The sequence below is a fragment of the [Empedobacter] haloabium genome (assembly GCA_008011715.2).
GTDB classification, from domain to species: Bacteria; Pseudomonadota; Gammaproteobacteria; order Burkholderiales; family Burkholderiaceae_D; genus Rugamonas; species Rugamonas haloabia.
Genome location: CP136508.1, coordinates 1,816,461 through 1,833,527, shown reverse-complemented (window position 1 = coordinate 1,833,527; position 17,067 = coordinate 1,816,461). Strand labels below are relative to the sequence as shown.

Annotated in this window: 2 protein-coding genes; both read left to right on the top strand. The window is 64.1% G+C overall.

From position 1 onward, the window contains the following. Nucleotides 1-6: 6 nt before the first annotated feature. A complete protein-coding gene (locus E7V67_007930; protein ID WUR15025.1) occupies nucleotides 7-16,698 on the top strand; it encodes a DUF4214 domain-containing protein in 16,692 nt (5,563 codons plus the stop codon). Continuing rightward, entirely contained in the window at nucleotides 16,695-16,997 is a 303-nt protein-coding gene (locus E7V67_007925; protein ID WUR15024.1) for a contact-dependent growth inhibition system immunity protein, read from the top strand. The genes E7V67_007930 and E7V67_007925 overlap by 4 nt, the downstream gene beginning before the upstream one ends. The last annotated feature ends 70 nt before the right edge of the window (nucleotides 16,998-17,067 follow it).

Here is a 17,067-nt window from a genome sequence, read left to right as displayed (position 1 = left end):
AAACATATGGTAGCGATCGTAGGCGGCAAGGGTTTCGGCTTGGCAACAGGCTCGGCGGGCGAACTGGGCAAGAACGGCATTTTTGGCGAAGCCGCGTTCGGTACCTCCAAGGAAGGCGTCTACCTCAACGTCGTGAATGGCAACCTCAGCTTGCAGGACAAGGACGGGTTCGTGGCCGTCGAGGGTGTCAACCTCGCCTACACGCGCACTTACAATTCGCTGGGAAGCTTCGGCAAGGGACCCGGCAACAATTGGAGCAACGGCCTGGCTCGCCTGAACGGCGCGCCACGGCTGGCACAACAGCCCAGCTCCCCCCTGGTACCGTTCACCCGCACAGCTGGTGATGGCAGTGTCTCGACATTTACCTATGACACGGCCCGCGGCGCCTACGTATCGACCGACGGCGGCGGCGCCTACCAGACCATTCGCTGGAGCGCCACGGACGCCAAATGGCACTGGACCGGTGGCCGCGATGACGACAAGGAATTGTACGAGTCGTACAACGATGCGGGCCTGTTGGTAGCCAGCGGCGATGAAGGCGGCAAGAAAGCCACGACGGCGGCCCCCTTCGGCACCCGCATCACCTACGAGTACGACGCCAGGGAGCGCTTGATTTCGGTCAATACCAGCAGTGTCGGCACGTCGTACGCGTATCGGACCCTATCCGATGGCAACACTGAACTGCTCGTAACGCAGAACATGTTTACCGGTGCGACGTTCCGTGCTTCCTATATCACCGATCCTCTTGGCCGACTGGTGCGGGTCGTCACTGACCTTACACCGGCCATCATTGGTGATGAACCAGCCAATGCCAGGGCGCCGGCCACCAGCTATGCCGTCACCTACGGCTACGTCGGCAATACCAACCTGATCAACAGCATCGTGCAAGACGACGGCTCGGCACTCAACATCGCCTACGAAGGCGACAAGGTCGCATCGATTACCGAACGCGACAACTCGGCAATGCCTGTGCGCACGACGTCGTTCAACTACCGGACCGACGGCGATCGGTCGGTCACACGCGTCACCGACCCGCTCGGCCTTGTCACGACCTATACCGCCGATGCCCAAGGCCGCCTGGTCGAGGTCGCCGGCCCGGACAGCGCAACGCCTCCGCTGCGCCTGAAGTTCGCCTACGAGACCAATGGCGACGTGCACTCGGTCACGGATGCGGCCAACCGCACGACCGAGTTCAAATACGACACGCACGGCAACTGCGTCCAGCAGCGCGATACCGATGGCAATACGGTCACGCGCACGTTCCGCCTGGTCGACGCGGCCAACCCCGCGCGCGGCTACACCAGTGACGTGCTGACGGAAACCGCGTACGCGGGCACGGCGTCGACCCAGCCGCTGACGACCCGCTACGTCTACCACGCGGCGGCCGATAAAGCCCACCTGGTGCGCTTCGCCATCACGGCGCAGGGCCGCGTCACCGAATACGGATACGATGCGGCTGGCCAGCGCGTGCGCGAGTGGACGTTCCTGTCCAAGGCATACGACCTCTCGCGACTGGCTGCCACGGCCTTGCCGACCGAGGCAGATGTCGCCACCTGGGCCAATCCAGGCAGCGCTGGCGCCATCAGCCGCACCGACTATATCTATGAACGGGGTCTGCTGGTGTCCCGCATTGCTTACGCCAGCGCGCCCGCCACGGACAGTGCAAGCGGTGCCAGCGGTGCGCAGACTTCCAGGTACAAGTATGACTACGCGGGCAACTTGCTCAGCTCGACTGAAAACGGCATCGAGACAAGCTTCACCTATGATGGCCTGGGCCGCGTGCTGACGAAACGCACGGCGGACGGCCTGACCTCCGGCGTTACTACTTACGTCTATGCCGGCAACGCGATCGGCGCCACCATCACGACGCCCGACGGCATCACGACCGTCAAAGTGTACGACAGCGCTGGCCGGCTGCTGACGACACAGCAGTCGATCACGGCCAGCGATGGCAAGCTGGTCGAGATGCTTGTCACGCGCAACACCTATGACGCGGCGGGCCGGCTGCGCATGACGACCGCGCCGGGCGGCAGCAAGACCGTATGGTTGTACGACACGGCCGGGCGCAAGGTTGCTGAAGTCGGCCCCGATGGCGCGCTGACGGAGCACATCTATACGGGTGACGCCAGCCTGCCGACCTGTATCGTCCGTTATGGCAACCTGGCCGACCTGACCACGCTGTTCGACGGCGGCCAGCTGAGGCTGGGCGTCACGCTCGACCAGTTGCGCACTGGCCCGCTTGCCGTCACCAGCGACTTCGACCGCAAGAGCTGGCAGCGCTACGACAGCCAGGACCGGCTGGTTGCCAGCGCGGACCCGGAGGGCTACATCACCCGCAACACGTACGATGGCGCCGGCAGGCTCGTCCTGACGGTACGCCGCGCGGCCCGGCTGGAGCCGTGGCAGCTGGCCGGCGGCATTACCTGGGACGCGACCGGCGATCCACAGTCGGCGGACGACCGTGTCACGCGCATGGTCTACGACGCCGACGGCCTGCTGACCGGCAAGGTCGAGACGCGCGGCAGTCTCTCAACGCTGACAGAGTACGTCTACAACGGCGCTGGCAAGCTGATCGAGACGATCGCCTACGGCATGCCGGTGATGATTCCCGCCACTTTGACGGCGGTAGCGCAACTGCGACCCGCCGATACCAGTGCGGCAATCCGAGAGCGCATGCTGTACGACGGTCATGGCCGCCTGCGCGCTACGCTGGACGGTGATAATTACTTGACGGAAGTAATTTATAACCAGGACGGCAGGGTCGCGCGTCGGATACGCTATGCCGCTCAATGGGTCTCCAATACCCTGCCGGTACTGCGGAATGATACGGCCGAGATCGAATGGCCCACCGCTAACGATCGCGTCACCACCTACACCTACACCATGCTCGGACAGGTCAAGGACGAGACTGTGACGGACGGCAAGGGCGCTGGCGCCGGGGGCTACGAACAGACCACCTATACCTACGACAAGTTCGGCAATGTCCTGAGCGTCGTCCGCACGAGCGGCCTGACGGCAAGCCGCACCTACGACGCCATGGGCCGCCTCGTCTCCGAGCGCGCCGCCGCCAATCTGGCACCCACCACGTACACCTACAATGCCGCAGGCCAACGCGCGAGCATGACCGACGGCAACGGCAACAAGACCTTGTACTTCTACGACCCGGCGGGTCGGCTGGTCTACACGATCGACGCCATGCGCCAGGCCACCCAGCAGATCTACGATGCCTTCGGCCAGGTCATCGCGGTACGCCGCTACCTGAGCCCGGCCCAGGCCATTGCCGAGAACGCAACGCTGGAGCAAGTACGCGCTGCCCTGCAACTGTCGAACGGCGACCTGGTCAGCCAGTTCCGCTATGACAACGATGGCCGGCTGCGCTACGCGATCGACGCCGCCGGCGGCGTCAGCGAGACGACCTACGACGCCTTCGGCCAAGCCGCGACGTTGCGCTACACCAGCAAGGCCGGCATCGACATGACGGCGGCGGTTGGCAAGGTGCCGGGGGCCGTCGTCGGTACGCCGCTGGCGGCGTTGACGCAGCTGAGCGGCGCGGTGGGCCAACGCGTCAAGGACGTATACACGAGCACAGGCCGCGTCACGTACACGACGGATACCAGCGGCGCGGTCGAAAGCCGCACGTACGACGCCTATGGCCGTATGACCGAGAAACGGCTGCACGCGAACCGGGCCGGCAGCAGCGGCAGTACGACGCCGGACAGCGTGGAGAGCTACGCCTACGACAAGCGCGGCAACGTGATCCTGTACAAGGATGCCCAGGGCGCCAGCACTGCCAGTACTTACAGCGCGTTCGGCGAGCTGCTGACCCGCACCACTGGCGACGTGGCCCTGGCCGGCACGACACTCGTCACGGCAACCACGGCGTACAACGTCTACAACGACGACGGCAGGCTGGTCGGCACGCTGGACCCGGCCGGCACGCTGACGACCTTCACGTATGACAACGACGGCAACGTAACCCGGCGCCTGCGCTATGCCACCACGGTGACGACGGCGGTCACGCTCGCCAATGTGTACACCGTCGCATGGGCCGCGCAAGGCAAGGACGAGGACGTGCGCTACTTCTACCAGTCCGGCCGGCTGTACGCCACGGCAAAGGCCGATGTCAACGGTTGGAGCGTGGAAACGGTCGACTATGACGCGGCCGGCAACGTGCAGTCGCGCCGCGCGTTCGCGACGAGGATGAACAAGACGCCCACGGTGGACACGATCCAGGCCTGGGCCGGCACTGCCGCCAGCGCCAGCGACGCCGTGCAGTACACGTTCTATGACGCCGCCGGCCGCCCGGACGTGACCGCGGCGCTGCAGGGCAATGGCGCGGACGGCATTCCCAACTGGTCCGTCACCCGCACCACCTACGACGCGGCCGGCCGCGTGCTGGAGCGGCGTGCGCTTGCCCAGCCGCTGTCCGCCAAGGCGCTCTCTGGCGCGCTGCTGCGGGCGGCGCCAGTGGGCGACAGCGACGCCGTCACGCGCTACCAATACGATGGCGCCGGGCGTGTCATCGCCACGGCCGTCGCCCAGGGCAAGCCTGCGGGCGGCGCCATGCGCTGGGCCGTCAGCGGCAATGTCTACGATGGCGCCGGCAATCTGGTACGCACGACCCAGTACGCCACGGCGCTGGAAGGCACGCCACCGGGCGACCTGCTGGGTACGGTACGCGCGGACAAGGACAACGACCGCGTCACGCGCGGCATCTTCGACGCGGGCAATCGCCTGGTCGCGACCATCGACGCGACCGGTATGGTCACGGGCTTCGTCTACGATGCCAAGGGCAACCGCGTCGAGACGCGCGTGTATGCCGCGGCGGCCAACGCCGACGGCACGCTGCCGCTGGCAGGGCCGCTGGATCGGGTGAGCCGCACCGCCTACGACCTGAACGGGCGGGCCCGCTTCGAGATCGACGCCGCCGGCGCCGTCACCGAACGCCGGTACGACGCGCTGGGCAATGTTGTCCAGCTTGTCCGTTACGAGACGCCGTTGTCGGCCTTCCCGGCGGCAGCGGGCGCGGATGCCGTCGCCAAACTCGTCAAAGCGGCGGCGGGAGACCGCAGCGAACGCTACATCTACGACCAGAACGGCCGTCTGCGCTTCTCCGTCGATGCCGCAGGCTACTTCGTCGAACAACGCTACGACGCGCTGGGCAACCGCATTGCGACGGTCAGCTACCCTACGGAACTGACGCCGGCGGAACGCACCGGCAGCGAAAGCGCGCTCGTCACCGCGCTGTTGGCATCGGCCGGCCGGCAGAACGCGGCGACCACGGTGCTGCGCCCTCGTACCGTGGGGTACACGTACGATACCCTGGGCCGCGTGCTGAGCACGACGGACGCGCTGCAGAAAGCCGAGTCGTATACCTACGACGCCATCGGGCGACGCCTGACCCTGAAGAACAAGCTGAACCAAATTTGGACGTACACGTACGACGCTGCGGGGCGGCTGTTGCAAGAAGAAACGCCGACCGTGGATTCCTATTCGGCTGCTGGGCTGGAAAATATCGCGCAAGGGCCGTTCATGTCGCCCATACCGGTCAGCCAGCTCACGCGCTACGCTTACGATGCACTGGGCAACCTGAAGACGCGTAGCGAAGGCATCAGACAGCACATCACCGAAACGATGCTGCGCTCCACGCGCTACGAATACGATCTCGCGGGGCGTCAGGTGAAGACCCTGCTGCCACCGGCAACTGTGTACGATCCAGCCAAGGACGGCCCGTCCAGCCGCGCCGTCCGCAACGAAACCACGCTGGCGGACCTGTACGTCGAGGTCAGCTACGACACGCTCGGCAATGCAGTGCGCAACCGCGACGTGGCGGGCAATGTCAGCTACAAGAGCTACGACCTGGCCGGTCGCGTCAGCAACGAGATCGACGCGCTGGGCTATGTCACGCATCACAAGCGCAACAGCTTTGGGGAGGTGGCCGCACTGACGCGCTATGCCGACGCCATCCCTGGCATCGAATCGTACGATCCGGCACAACGCGCCAAGGTATTGAAACAGCGTGAAGCGGCGCCGGCGAATCGTGTCGTGCGCACCGAATACGACCTGCTGGGCCGCGCCGTCAAGGTAACCGAACCGGCTTCCTCTCTCTACGATACGCACAGCCTGTCCGGCGAGCCGCAATTGACGGCGGCGCGGACGACCGTCACCCGCTACAACGGCTTCGGCGAAGTGGCCGAGCGTAACGTCTACGGCGCCGACGCCAGCGGCAAGGCGCTGACGCAAGCCGCCTCTACCCTGTACTACTATGACCAGCGCGGCGACAAGCGGGCACAGGTCGACGTGCTCGACGCGACGGCACCAAAAGGCTACCTGACGACCTGGAAATACGATGACGCCGGCCGCCTGACCGAAACGCAGGAATTCGCCACGGCCATCGGGAAGTGGGACGCCGCCCAATCGCTGTGGACCGCAACCTCGCCGCAACCACCCGCCAGCGCGTCCGCGGACCGCACGACGGTGTACACCTACGATGCCAACGGCAACAAGCTAAGCGAACTGCGCAAGGGCGCCGAGGTCAATGCCGCCACTACCTATGCCTATGACGAGTTGGGTCGCCTGTATTCGACCACCGACGCGTCGAACACCCGCGATCTCATCTGGTACGACGCGCTGGGCCGGACTGTCAGAACGGCGCGCGTAGCGAATAGCAGTGCCAAGAATCCGTACACCCAGTTCCGCCTGGATGTCTTCGGCAACACGGTGCTGCGCATCGAGTATGCCGACGGCACGTCGGCGCTTACCCCCAACCCGGCGCTCGACCGGATCACCGCCACCGTGTACGACACGCTGGGCCGCGCAGTGAAGACGATCGACGCCGAGAACAAGACGATCAACTATTCTTACGACCGCTTCGGCCGGGTCGCCAAGCAGTGGCGTAGCGTGACCAGCGCCGGCACGCAGGAAACGGCGTTCACGATCAATGCGTACGACGCGTTGGGGCGGCTGGTGGACGTGACTCAGCCGGGCAACGTCGACCTGCTGGCAAACGGCGCCGGCACACCGGCAACCCCGCCGGACACCATTCGCCACACCGACTACAACGCCTTCGGCGAAGCCATCGCCAACACCGTCAGCAGTGCCGGCAAGGTGCTGCGGCGCGAGGAAACGCGCTACGACAACGCCGGCAATGCCTGGCTCAGCAACGCGGGCGACGGCGTCTACAAGGTCACGCTGTTCGACGTGCAGGGCAATGCCACCTCCAGCATCGTCAGCGAAACCATCGGCGCGCTGGCGGGCCTGACGGACGCCAGCCAGGCGCTGGGCCGGATGGACGTGCGCCGCACCGACACGCGCTATGACATGCTGGGCCACGTGGCCGACAGCGCGGTCTGGAACCCCCTGTTGACGGTGCTCGTGCGCGAGGACGGCAACTGGGTGCGCAAGCCGCAGCAACCCGGGCAGGTCAGCGACAACAGCCAGCTCCTGATCGGCGACATCAACGACTGGGGCAGCGTCGTGACGGTGCGCTACCGCGCCAAGGGCACGCAGGAATGGACGACGGCTGCACCCCAGCGCGTGCACTGGCTGGGCGACAGCCTGGCGTTTTCCACCATCGGCCTCGATGCGGGCGACCTGCAATATGAGGTGTGGGTGCAGGCACCGGGCGACACCGCGGCCCGGCGCGAGGCCGGTACCCTGACGGTCAAGGTCACGGAGCGCGAAAAGCTGGACCGCGAGCTGGTCGCGCTGTACACGATGCTGTTCAACCGCGCACCGGATGCCAATGGCCTGAACTTCTGGCTGGATGCCTACAACGAGGGGCGCGACACGGCGCAACTGCTGTCGGCCATGCTGCTCAGCGAGGAAGCCGCCAGCCGCGGCTATAACGCCGACGATCCGGTCAAGACCATCACGACGATCTACCAGCAGGCCTTTGGCGTTGCCGCTACCGACACCCGTTATAAAACGGAAATCGCCGAGTGGGCCGGTCTGTATGCGCGCGCCAAGAGCGATCGCAACGACGGCCGCGGCCAGGTGCTGCTGGACCTGCTCGACGCGATCCGCGGCGCCGGCGGCGACCTGGCCAAGGTGATCGCGGCAAAGACCGAGGCGCTGTACGGCTACATGGTGAAAGAGCGCGGCACCAATCAGTTCCTGGCCGACCAGCTGATGCAGCAGGCGGTAACGGACTTGCCGGGCGCGCTGAAGGCTGGCGCGGAGGCAGCGGCGGCTGAGCGAAACCGCACCCGCATCGTGCAGCTGTACGTTGCCTTGTTTGGCCGCGTGCCCGAAGCTAAGGGTGTGAACGACCAGCTGGCAAAACTGGCAGGCGCCGCGATGACGGACGTCGTCGCCGGTTTCCTAGCCAGCGCCGAAGCACAGGCGCCATGGATGTACCCGTCGGATAAGCTCAGTACCGACGCCTACAACCAGCAGCTTGTGACGCGCCTGCACCACGTGATGCTGGGGCGTCCACCAACACCGACGGAGCAGGGGAAGTGGATGGCGAAGTTCGCCGCCACGCCCGCAATCACGCCAGCCCAGTTCGTGCTGGACCTGATCGACAACGTCACCGGCTACCGTGGCCAGGACAAGGCCCCGCTGGCCGAGCGCAACCTGTTCAACAACAAGGTCGCGCTGGCGTACGAATCGGCGGTCACGAAAGGCAACCAGATCGACGGAGCGACGGGCCGCGCCATGCTGGCCGGTGTGACCACCGCCGGCGATCCGCAGGCGGCGCTAAAGGCCGCACAGCTGGGCATCAAGGCCGCGCTGGAAGCCGCCACGCTGTACGAGAAGACTACGTCGGTGGCGGCCTCTGGCGCGCCGTACGAAGAAATGCAGCGCCGCGTGGCGCAGCTGTACGTCGTGCTGCTGGGCCGGGCACCGGACAAGGCTGGCTTCAACAACTACATGACGCAGCTGCCTGCGACGGATGCGGACTGGACCCGCATCGCCACCGGCTTCCTGGCGGTCGACGAGCTCCATCCGGCCCTGCGCGGCTGGGGCACGATGAGCAATGACACCTTCGTACGACAGTTGTACGTGGCCGCGCTGGGCACCTGCCCGGCGGCGGCCGAGAAGGAGGTGCTGGGCTATGTCGACATGCTGGCGAAGGGCATGCCGCGTACCGAGCTGGCCTGGCGCGTGGCCACCGGCATGCTGGACAGTCCCGGCCTGCCGGCCGACCAGTCTGGACTGCGCGCGACGTTCGGCAACAAGGTGGCGGTAGCGATGCTGATGGGGACGCAACTGGACATCGGCAATGCGACAGTCCTGCGCGACGTGCTGAACCAGGTGACCGCCACCGATATCGCCAGTGCCATCCGGATGCTCGGCGACGCGGCACTGCGGGAGATGCAGGCTGGCGCGCAACGCGTGCAGGCGGCCGCGGCGCAGGGTGCGCAGTTGGCGCAGGCTGGCGCGAACGGTGGTACCGCGGGGGCGAACCGGGACACGGCCCTGGCGAAGGTCGAGGCCACGCCGAGTGCTCGCGTGCGGATGCAGCTGATGCAGATGTACGTCGGCCTGCTGGGACGCAGCGCCGCCACGTTCCGGCTGTCGCCGGACCTGGACGCGATCAACGACTACGCCACCCGGATCGGCAACGCTTCCCTGGAACAGACGGCGCAACACTTTATCGAGAGCCCGGAGGGCCAGGCCATTTACGCCGGCCTTGCGCCGGCCGATTTCGTCCGGCGCGTCTACAGTACCGTGCTGGGGCGCCCGGTGAGTGGAATTGCCGACGTGGTGCCGCAAGCCACGCTGGACGCCTGGACGGCGGCCCTGGGCGGTACCGCGCCGAAGACCCGGGGCACCGTCGCGCTGGGCATCCTGAACGAGGTGATCGGCTACCAGAACGGCGCACCGGATGCGCGCACCGTGACGTTCCTGAGCGACCGTTCTGGGTTCTCGGCACGGGTCTACGATGCGTATATCGAAGTCGACAAGGCCATCACGACGAAGGTATCCGAGCTATCGGCCAAGGCGGCACCGTTGTCGGTGCGCGCCAACGAACTGAAGACCAGTCTGGAAGCGCTCACGCAGGAATACAACGCCATCCAGCTGCAGCGGCAAACCGACAGCGCCGCGGCCAGCGCCGCGCTCGGCAGGGCCGACAAGGCTGGCGACGGGCTTGGCACGCTACGGCTGCGGGTAGTGCAGTTGTATGCATCGCTCCTGCAGCGCCCGATCGCGCCGCAGCTGTTCAAGGAAGTCGACTACCATGCCCAGCCGGATACCGCGCTGAAGACGATCGCCTACGCGATGCTCAATGGCCCCGACGGTAGCAAGATGTACAGCGGCCTGTCCGACGAAGCGTTCGTGCGCACGCTATATCAGAACATCCTCGGCCGCACCGAAGTAACACCCGCCGAAGTGGACATGTACGCGACGCAGTTGAGGAGCGGCGCCGGCGATCCCTATGCGCGCGCCCAGCTGGCCGTCACCTTGCTCACCGCCTTCCTCAGCTATTCGGAAGGTCACCCGGCAGGCGTGGCCTACAAGGAGCGCTTCGATAGCAAGGTCGCCGGCTTCCTGTTGACCATGAAGGCGGAAGCCGAAGCGGCGGCAAACAAGGCCTCGGACGACTACGGGCGCGTACTGCCCCTTTACCGCGACTACGAAACGGCGAAAAGCAAAGAAACCGCGGCGCTGAAGGCGAAGGCAGCTGCGGTCACGTGGGGCGATTATGGCCGCGACCTGCTCAAATTGCCGACCCGCCACACGGTCGTCGACATCTATGCTGCGCTGCGCGGTGACGCCGACTACAAGGGCGTGGTCGACCAGATGCGCAACATCCACGCGGGCCGTTCGACCGACCAGTTGATGGCCGATCTGATCGCGGTCGACTACCCGGCCGACGACGAGGCGTTCGTGCGCCGCCTGTACCTGAAGGTACTGAACAAGGCCAATCCGACGCGGGCGGAAGTCGATTGGCACCTGACCAACGAGTTGCGCGCCAAGCCGCCGGTCTCGCGCGTGACCGTGGCCAAGGGGTTCATGAACGATGCGAGCCATCCTTACGCCGCTACGACGACGCTACTGGAGAAGCAGTTCATCGCGCGTGCTGAAACCGACATCAACGCCGAACAGCCCGCGATCGACGCGGCGGCCGAGGCCACCCGAGCCGTCGCGGCCCCGCTGGCGAAGTACAACGGAGCCGGCATTACCATCGAGCAGGCGACCGCCAAGAAGCTGGCGACTTCCAACGAACTGGAGTCGCTGAAAGAACTGATCTCGGCGAACGACGCCGTCATCAAAGCCGATGGCGCCATCAAGCTGGCCGCCGAGACCAGTATCCGCTACAACGCTGCCAACAGCGATTGGAGCAAGGCGCAAGCCGACTATGAGGTGTACGGCAAGCCGCTGGCGGCGATGAATGCCGCCGCCGCGCCAAGCCGTGTGATCAGCGACGCGCTGCTGGCAGTTGCCTCTGAGGCCCGCACAGCCATCGGCGTGGCGACTACACGGATTAGCACCACTCGGGGCGCAATGTATACGCAGCAGATTGTGCAGCTGTATATCGTGCTGCTGAACCGCCCGCCCCTGCTGGGCGAGCTGCACTATTGGCATCACCGCCTGCTGGACAGATCGGCAAACACGAGCCAGCTGGCGGCAACGCTGATGGCAACGCCGGAGGCGCAGCGCAATGCGCTCTACCCCGCTGGCATGAGCGATGCCCAGTTCGTGACGCAGCTGTACAACTTCGGCCTGGGCCGCGACTTCAAGGACGACCCCACCGGACTGGCATTCTGGACCAGGCAGTTGTCCGCGACGGTCAGCCGGGCCGACCTCGCCGTCCGCTTCGTGGCCGGCGTGACGACCGGCGTGAACGCCGATGCGACCAACCTGAACAACCGCGTCGCCGCCCGTCTGGGCGTCCTCGCCCAGGGCAGCGAGAGTGCCGCGGATCTGGCGGCCTATACGACGCTGGTCAATATCAGCCAGCGCAGCATCGCGGCCCAGTACGACAGCACGGGCGCGCGGGCGCTTGCCGCCGACCCGGCGGCGGGCAACGCCGTGCGTGTCGTGCAGCTCTACACGCTGCTCTACAATCGCGTCCCTGAGCCGTCCGGCGTGCGCTTCTGGCTGGACGCCTTGAAGCAATCCAATGGCGACTTGGTGGCGCTGGCCCGCTCGATGCTGGGCCAGGCGGAGGAAGGCAAGCTGCTGTATCCGGACGCGCTGGACAACGACAGCTTCCTGGCGAAGCTGTTCAAGGACGGCCTGGGTCACGTGCCGGGCGCCGCCGAGACGCTGAAATACCGCCAGCAGCTGGCCAGCCAGAGCCGGGCGCAGGTGGTGCTGAACCTGATCGCCGACCTTGCGGCCGATGGCGACGACCTGCTGGCGCGCGCCACCAGCGTGCGCTTCCAGTCGCGCGTGGGGGCTGGCTTGCAGTCGCTGGCACAGGATGCCCAGCGCGACGCCAGTGCCCTGCGTGTGGCCGACGAAAAAGTGCGAGCGATGGATTGGAAAGCCATCCAGCCGCATACGCTGGCGGCCCTGCCGCCGGTGATCGGCAGCAGCGTTTCCGGCATCCGCACCAGCGGCGGCACCAGAGACAAGTACACCGTCGATCGCTGGGGCAACATCCTCACGGTGGCTGATGCACGCAACAGCAGCTGGCTGACCACGATGACCTACGACGGCAACAACCGCGTGTTGACCAGCACGCTGCCGATGACGACGCAGGTCAAGGCCGGCACGACCACGCTGGTATCGCTGCAGACGACCAACAAATACGACGCACTGGGGCGCCTGCAAAGCAGCACCGAAGGCGGCTCCGGCGTCACCCGCGTCACCGGTTATGAATACAACGCGCAAGGCATCGTCACGCGCGAAACCCATGCCGACGGCGGCTCCGTGAGCTACACGATCGACGCGTTCGGCCAGCGCATCGCCAGCACCGAGATGCTCGATGGCACCGAGAAGGTGGTCTACAACTACGATTACGACCGCCTGGGCCGGCTGGTGCGGCGCACCAGCGCGGTCACCGAGATCGCGAACTGGCAAGGCATCGCCACTGGCAGCGCGACCAACGATACGAAGATCAGTGCACGCATCGTCGACACCTACGGCTACGACGAACTGGGCCGCCGCATCGCGGTCGGCAACGGTACCCTGGCCGACACGGAAGGCGCGCAGCCGGTCATGAGCCAGGTGCGTCGTTACCGCTACGACCTGGGCGGCAATGTCATCGCCAGCTACGACGGGGCGCCCATCCTGGCATTCTACGACGCCGAAATGGCGACCTATCGCGTCTACGACGCGCTGAACCAGAAGGTCGCGGAACGGGAGAACAGCACCGCCGGCCTGGAGACCGACCTGGCCAAGTCGCAGTCGTGGCAATACGATGGCTTCGGCCGCGTGACGCTGCACGTCGACCTGGGCGGCAACCGTACGTCCAGTACGTACAACGGTGCCGGCCAGCTGGCCAGCACCGACACCGTCACGGTAGAGACTGACCTGCAGCCGGCTGCCTACCAGCGCGTCACGTACAGCTACGAGACAGGTACCGGTCTACTGCTGGAAACGAAAGATATCGATTACCGGGACGCCGCCATGACGGTCGCCCTGGACAATCCATCGCTCAGCCAACTGGCGCGCTACGGCTATGACCGCGCGGGCAACCGCGTGTCCGAACAGACCTGGCTGCTCGATGCCCAGGGCCGCCGGGTGCGCGCGGTCCAGGCCAACACCCTCACCTACGACGCGCGCAACCGCCTGACCGGCATCGATTCGGACGTGCGCCGGGCACGCTACAAGGTCCGCTACGAACTCGATGCGTTCGGCAACCGCGGCACCGTCAGCACCAGCTACGTCAACGACGTGGGCGATGCCAAGTCCATCACGGTCGACTATGCGTACGACAAGATGAACCGCGTCGTGAAGGTTGGTGGCCAGGTGGTGACGACCTATCGCGATCCCAAGCTCGTGCAGCAGCCGGCCGGGCCGCGCCGGGACGATTACGCGATGCCGCGCGACGACGTCCCGTCCTACTGGAAGGAGTTCGACAACAAGACCATCACGTCGCACGACATCAAGTACGACTTCGCCGGCAACCGCATCGAGGACAAGTACCTGAACGGGACGCTGACGACGGAAACCTACCGGTACGACGCGTTGGGGCGCCTGTCGCAGATCCTGACGAACGGCACCGAATCGGGCTACCGCCGCTACGACAGCGCCGGCCGCGTGATCGCCTCGCGCGACAACGCCGAGCGCCAGCTCAACGACTACGACGCCCATGGCAATCTGGCGTACCAGCGCACGCTGGACGGTACAGGCAACAACCAGCGCAGCATGGTCAGTTTCAACTACGACCACGGCGGCAACCTGTCGAGCTACAAGGCCTACTCCGGCAACGCCACTCAGGGGCAGACCACGACCAACACGTACGGCACGCTGCGCGGCAGCCGCCTGCTGACGCGCACGGACGTGACCAACGACGGCGGCCCGACCAAGACGAGCCAGATGGAATACGACGCCAACGGCTTCATGATCCGCGTCACTGGCGAGAACGCCCGTGAACTGATCAACGACCGCGACGGCCACGTGCTGGAGAAGACGCAGAACAACGTCCAGACCCACACGCTGATCGCCAACGGCGAAATGATCGGCACCAGCAGCGCGGCGCACGAGTCGTTCAGCAACGTGCACCAGGTCCTGTCGGCGGCCAGCCCGAACGACAGCAACACGGGTGTGTACGTCGTCCAAAGCGACAACGAGAAGCTGACGTCGATCGCCAAGAACGTCTGGGGCGACGAACGCCTGTGGTACCTGATCGCCGACGCCAACGGCCTGACCGCCATCGACACGCCACTGAAGGCCGGCCAGCAACTGGTGCTGCCGGCCAAGGCCACGACCATTTACAACGGCGCGGACACGTTCCGGCCGTACAATGCTAGCGAAGTCATCGGTAGTACCACCCCGGAAATGGCGTTGCCGCCGCCGCAGGCGGCGAAGAAGGGTTGTGGTGTCATAGGTCAGATCTTGACAGTGATCGTGGCGGTGGTCGTAACGCATTATCTGGGCGCTATCCCCGGGTCGATCGCTAGCCAACTCACGGCCATGGCGACGGGATCGCAAGACAAATTCGACTGGAAAGCCGTTGGTAGAGCTGCCATCAGTGCCGCAGTAACACAAGGCATGTCGGAATTGCAAGGCATGCCAGAATTGTTCAAGGGTGATACATGGCAGGCGGCAGCTGCACGTGCAGCGGCATCAAACGTGGTTTCCCAGACCGTCGCGGTAGCTACGGGCCTGCAGGAAAAATTTGAGTGGCGTAACGTCGCGGCTTCAGCTGCCGGTGCTGGAGTGGGTCAGGTAACCTCGCAATATCTGAGCGGAAGTAATCCGGTCGCGGCCTTCCTTAAGGGCAGCCCGGTGACAAGAGCCACTGCAATTGGTTTTGCAGCCGGTGTTGCGACTGCGGTCGCGCGAGGAGGTAAGATCGAGATTGTTCAGATTGCTGCGGATGCGTTTGGCAATGCGTTGGGGAACAGTTTGGCTGGCATGGGATCGCAATCCGGCGATGCACAACAGGCAAGCCGAGCAACCAAGCCAATTTCCCGTGAGCAGGCAGAGCGCAATATGTACGGCGGGCTCACTTCAAGGCAGTTCCTCGGCGGAGCTAAGGACTGGCTCAGTGCCTTGGAAACTTACGATGATCCTTACGGAAAGAGTGGTAACGACGAACGCCTTTCAAATTACCAAGCACCTATTCCACAAGTTGTTGTTGATGGCGGCGATGTAAATCAGCGGTTGAATGCTATCTTTGGCCTGACGCCGAAAAACATTGGCCCAGTTCAGATGCAGTCAACGCAAATTGATTTCCTGGCAGCTGCGGCAGCTTCGGATCGCCGGTTCTATACGTCTAGGGAAGCCGGCGCAAGCAATGGTTACAGTGCCGCAGCATGGCACATTGGCGGACTGCTAAATGAGGTAGGCTACGATCTAGCAAAAACGGCTCAAGGTGCTTTCCAACTTGTGACCGATTCGAATACGCGGGCAGCTGCTTACAACGCTCTCAAGTTCGCAGCTAATAACCCTGGCGTAATCGTTAACGATGCTATCCAAGGATTTAAGGACTTTTCGAACAAGCCGTTTGCAGAGCAGGCTGATTCGGTGTTCAAATTCGGCGCAGGAGGGCTTGCGACTGTAGGCGTTGGCAAAGTGGGCATGCTTGCCGTAGACGGAGCGATTACTGGGGCGACAGCGACAGTGAGGTGGCTCGCGCCAAAGGCTGGCTCGCTGCTCGAGAACTACATGTACCGCACCGGTGGTTTAGCGTACGCCGTCGAGCCTGGCAATGAAGTTGGTAAAAATACGATAGCAGCGTTTAGCCCGATAGTTACAGATGGTGGCTTAGCTGCACACGAGGCAGCTGGTGGGCATTTGTTACTTAAACACGTCGCTCAAACAGAAGCGCAGCTACTTAATCGACTTGCGGCAGAGCCGAAAATAACAGGTTCTTCTTCTTTTTATAATCGTGCGACGGCTGAGGTCGCGATTTCCGATGCTTTAGACGTAAATCAAGCCAGAATCAATGCTTGGCTAGGCACATCAAAGCCGCAAATGATACTTGAGCACACATTCATGGATAACGCCGGATTAACAATTCAACGAGGCATGACAAATGCTGTTGACACATCAAGCTTGCGACTAATATTACGTCAAGACACGAGCATGCCTAGTGGCTTCAGAATTCATACTGGATTCCCTATTCAATGAAAACTACATACCCAAATTTATATGAATTTTTTGCTGGATACTTTCATCCAGACTGGCCTGAGGAATCTCTAACTGCAACCGGGGTCGTTGAACGATATTTAAGCGAATTTCCCAGAGATGAAGTAAGGGAAGCTTCGAGGGAGCTAAGAAACCTCTTGATCAACGCACCAGTAGAAGATGATCTGTCACGCATCGTGAATCAACTTGGCAGCTATTACAACCCACAAGCAGATGGATTAACCTACCGCGGGTGGTTGCTACAAGTTTGCGCATTATTGGAAGGAGAGCCAATGAGCTAAAACACATGATCAGGGTGAGGCGGATCGGCTCGTGATCGGCAGTCATAGCGGGGGCATCTTGTTGATGCGT

Bases quoted from the DNA above. Each gene is read 5' to 3' on its own strand.
- E7V67_007930 (WUR15025.1), top strand. From the start codon at position 7: ATGGTAGCGATCGTAGGCGGCAAGGGTTTCGGCTTGGCAACAGGCTCG.
- E7V67_007925 (WUR15024.1), top strand. From the start codon at position 16,695: ATGAAAACTACATACCCAAATTTATATGAATTTTTTGCTGGATACTTT.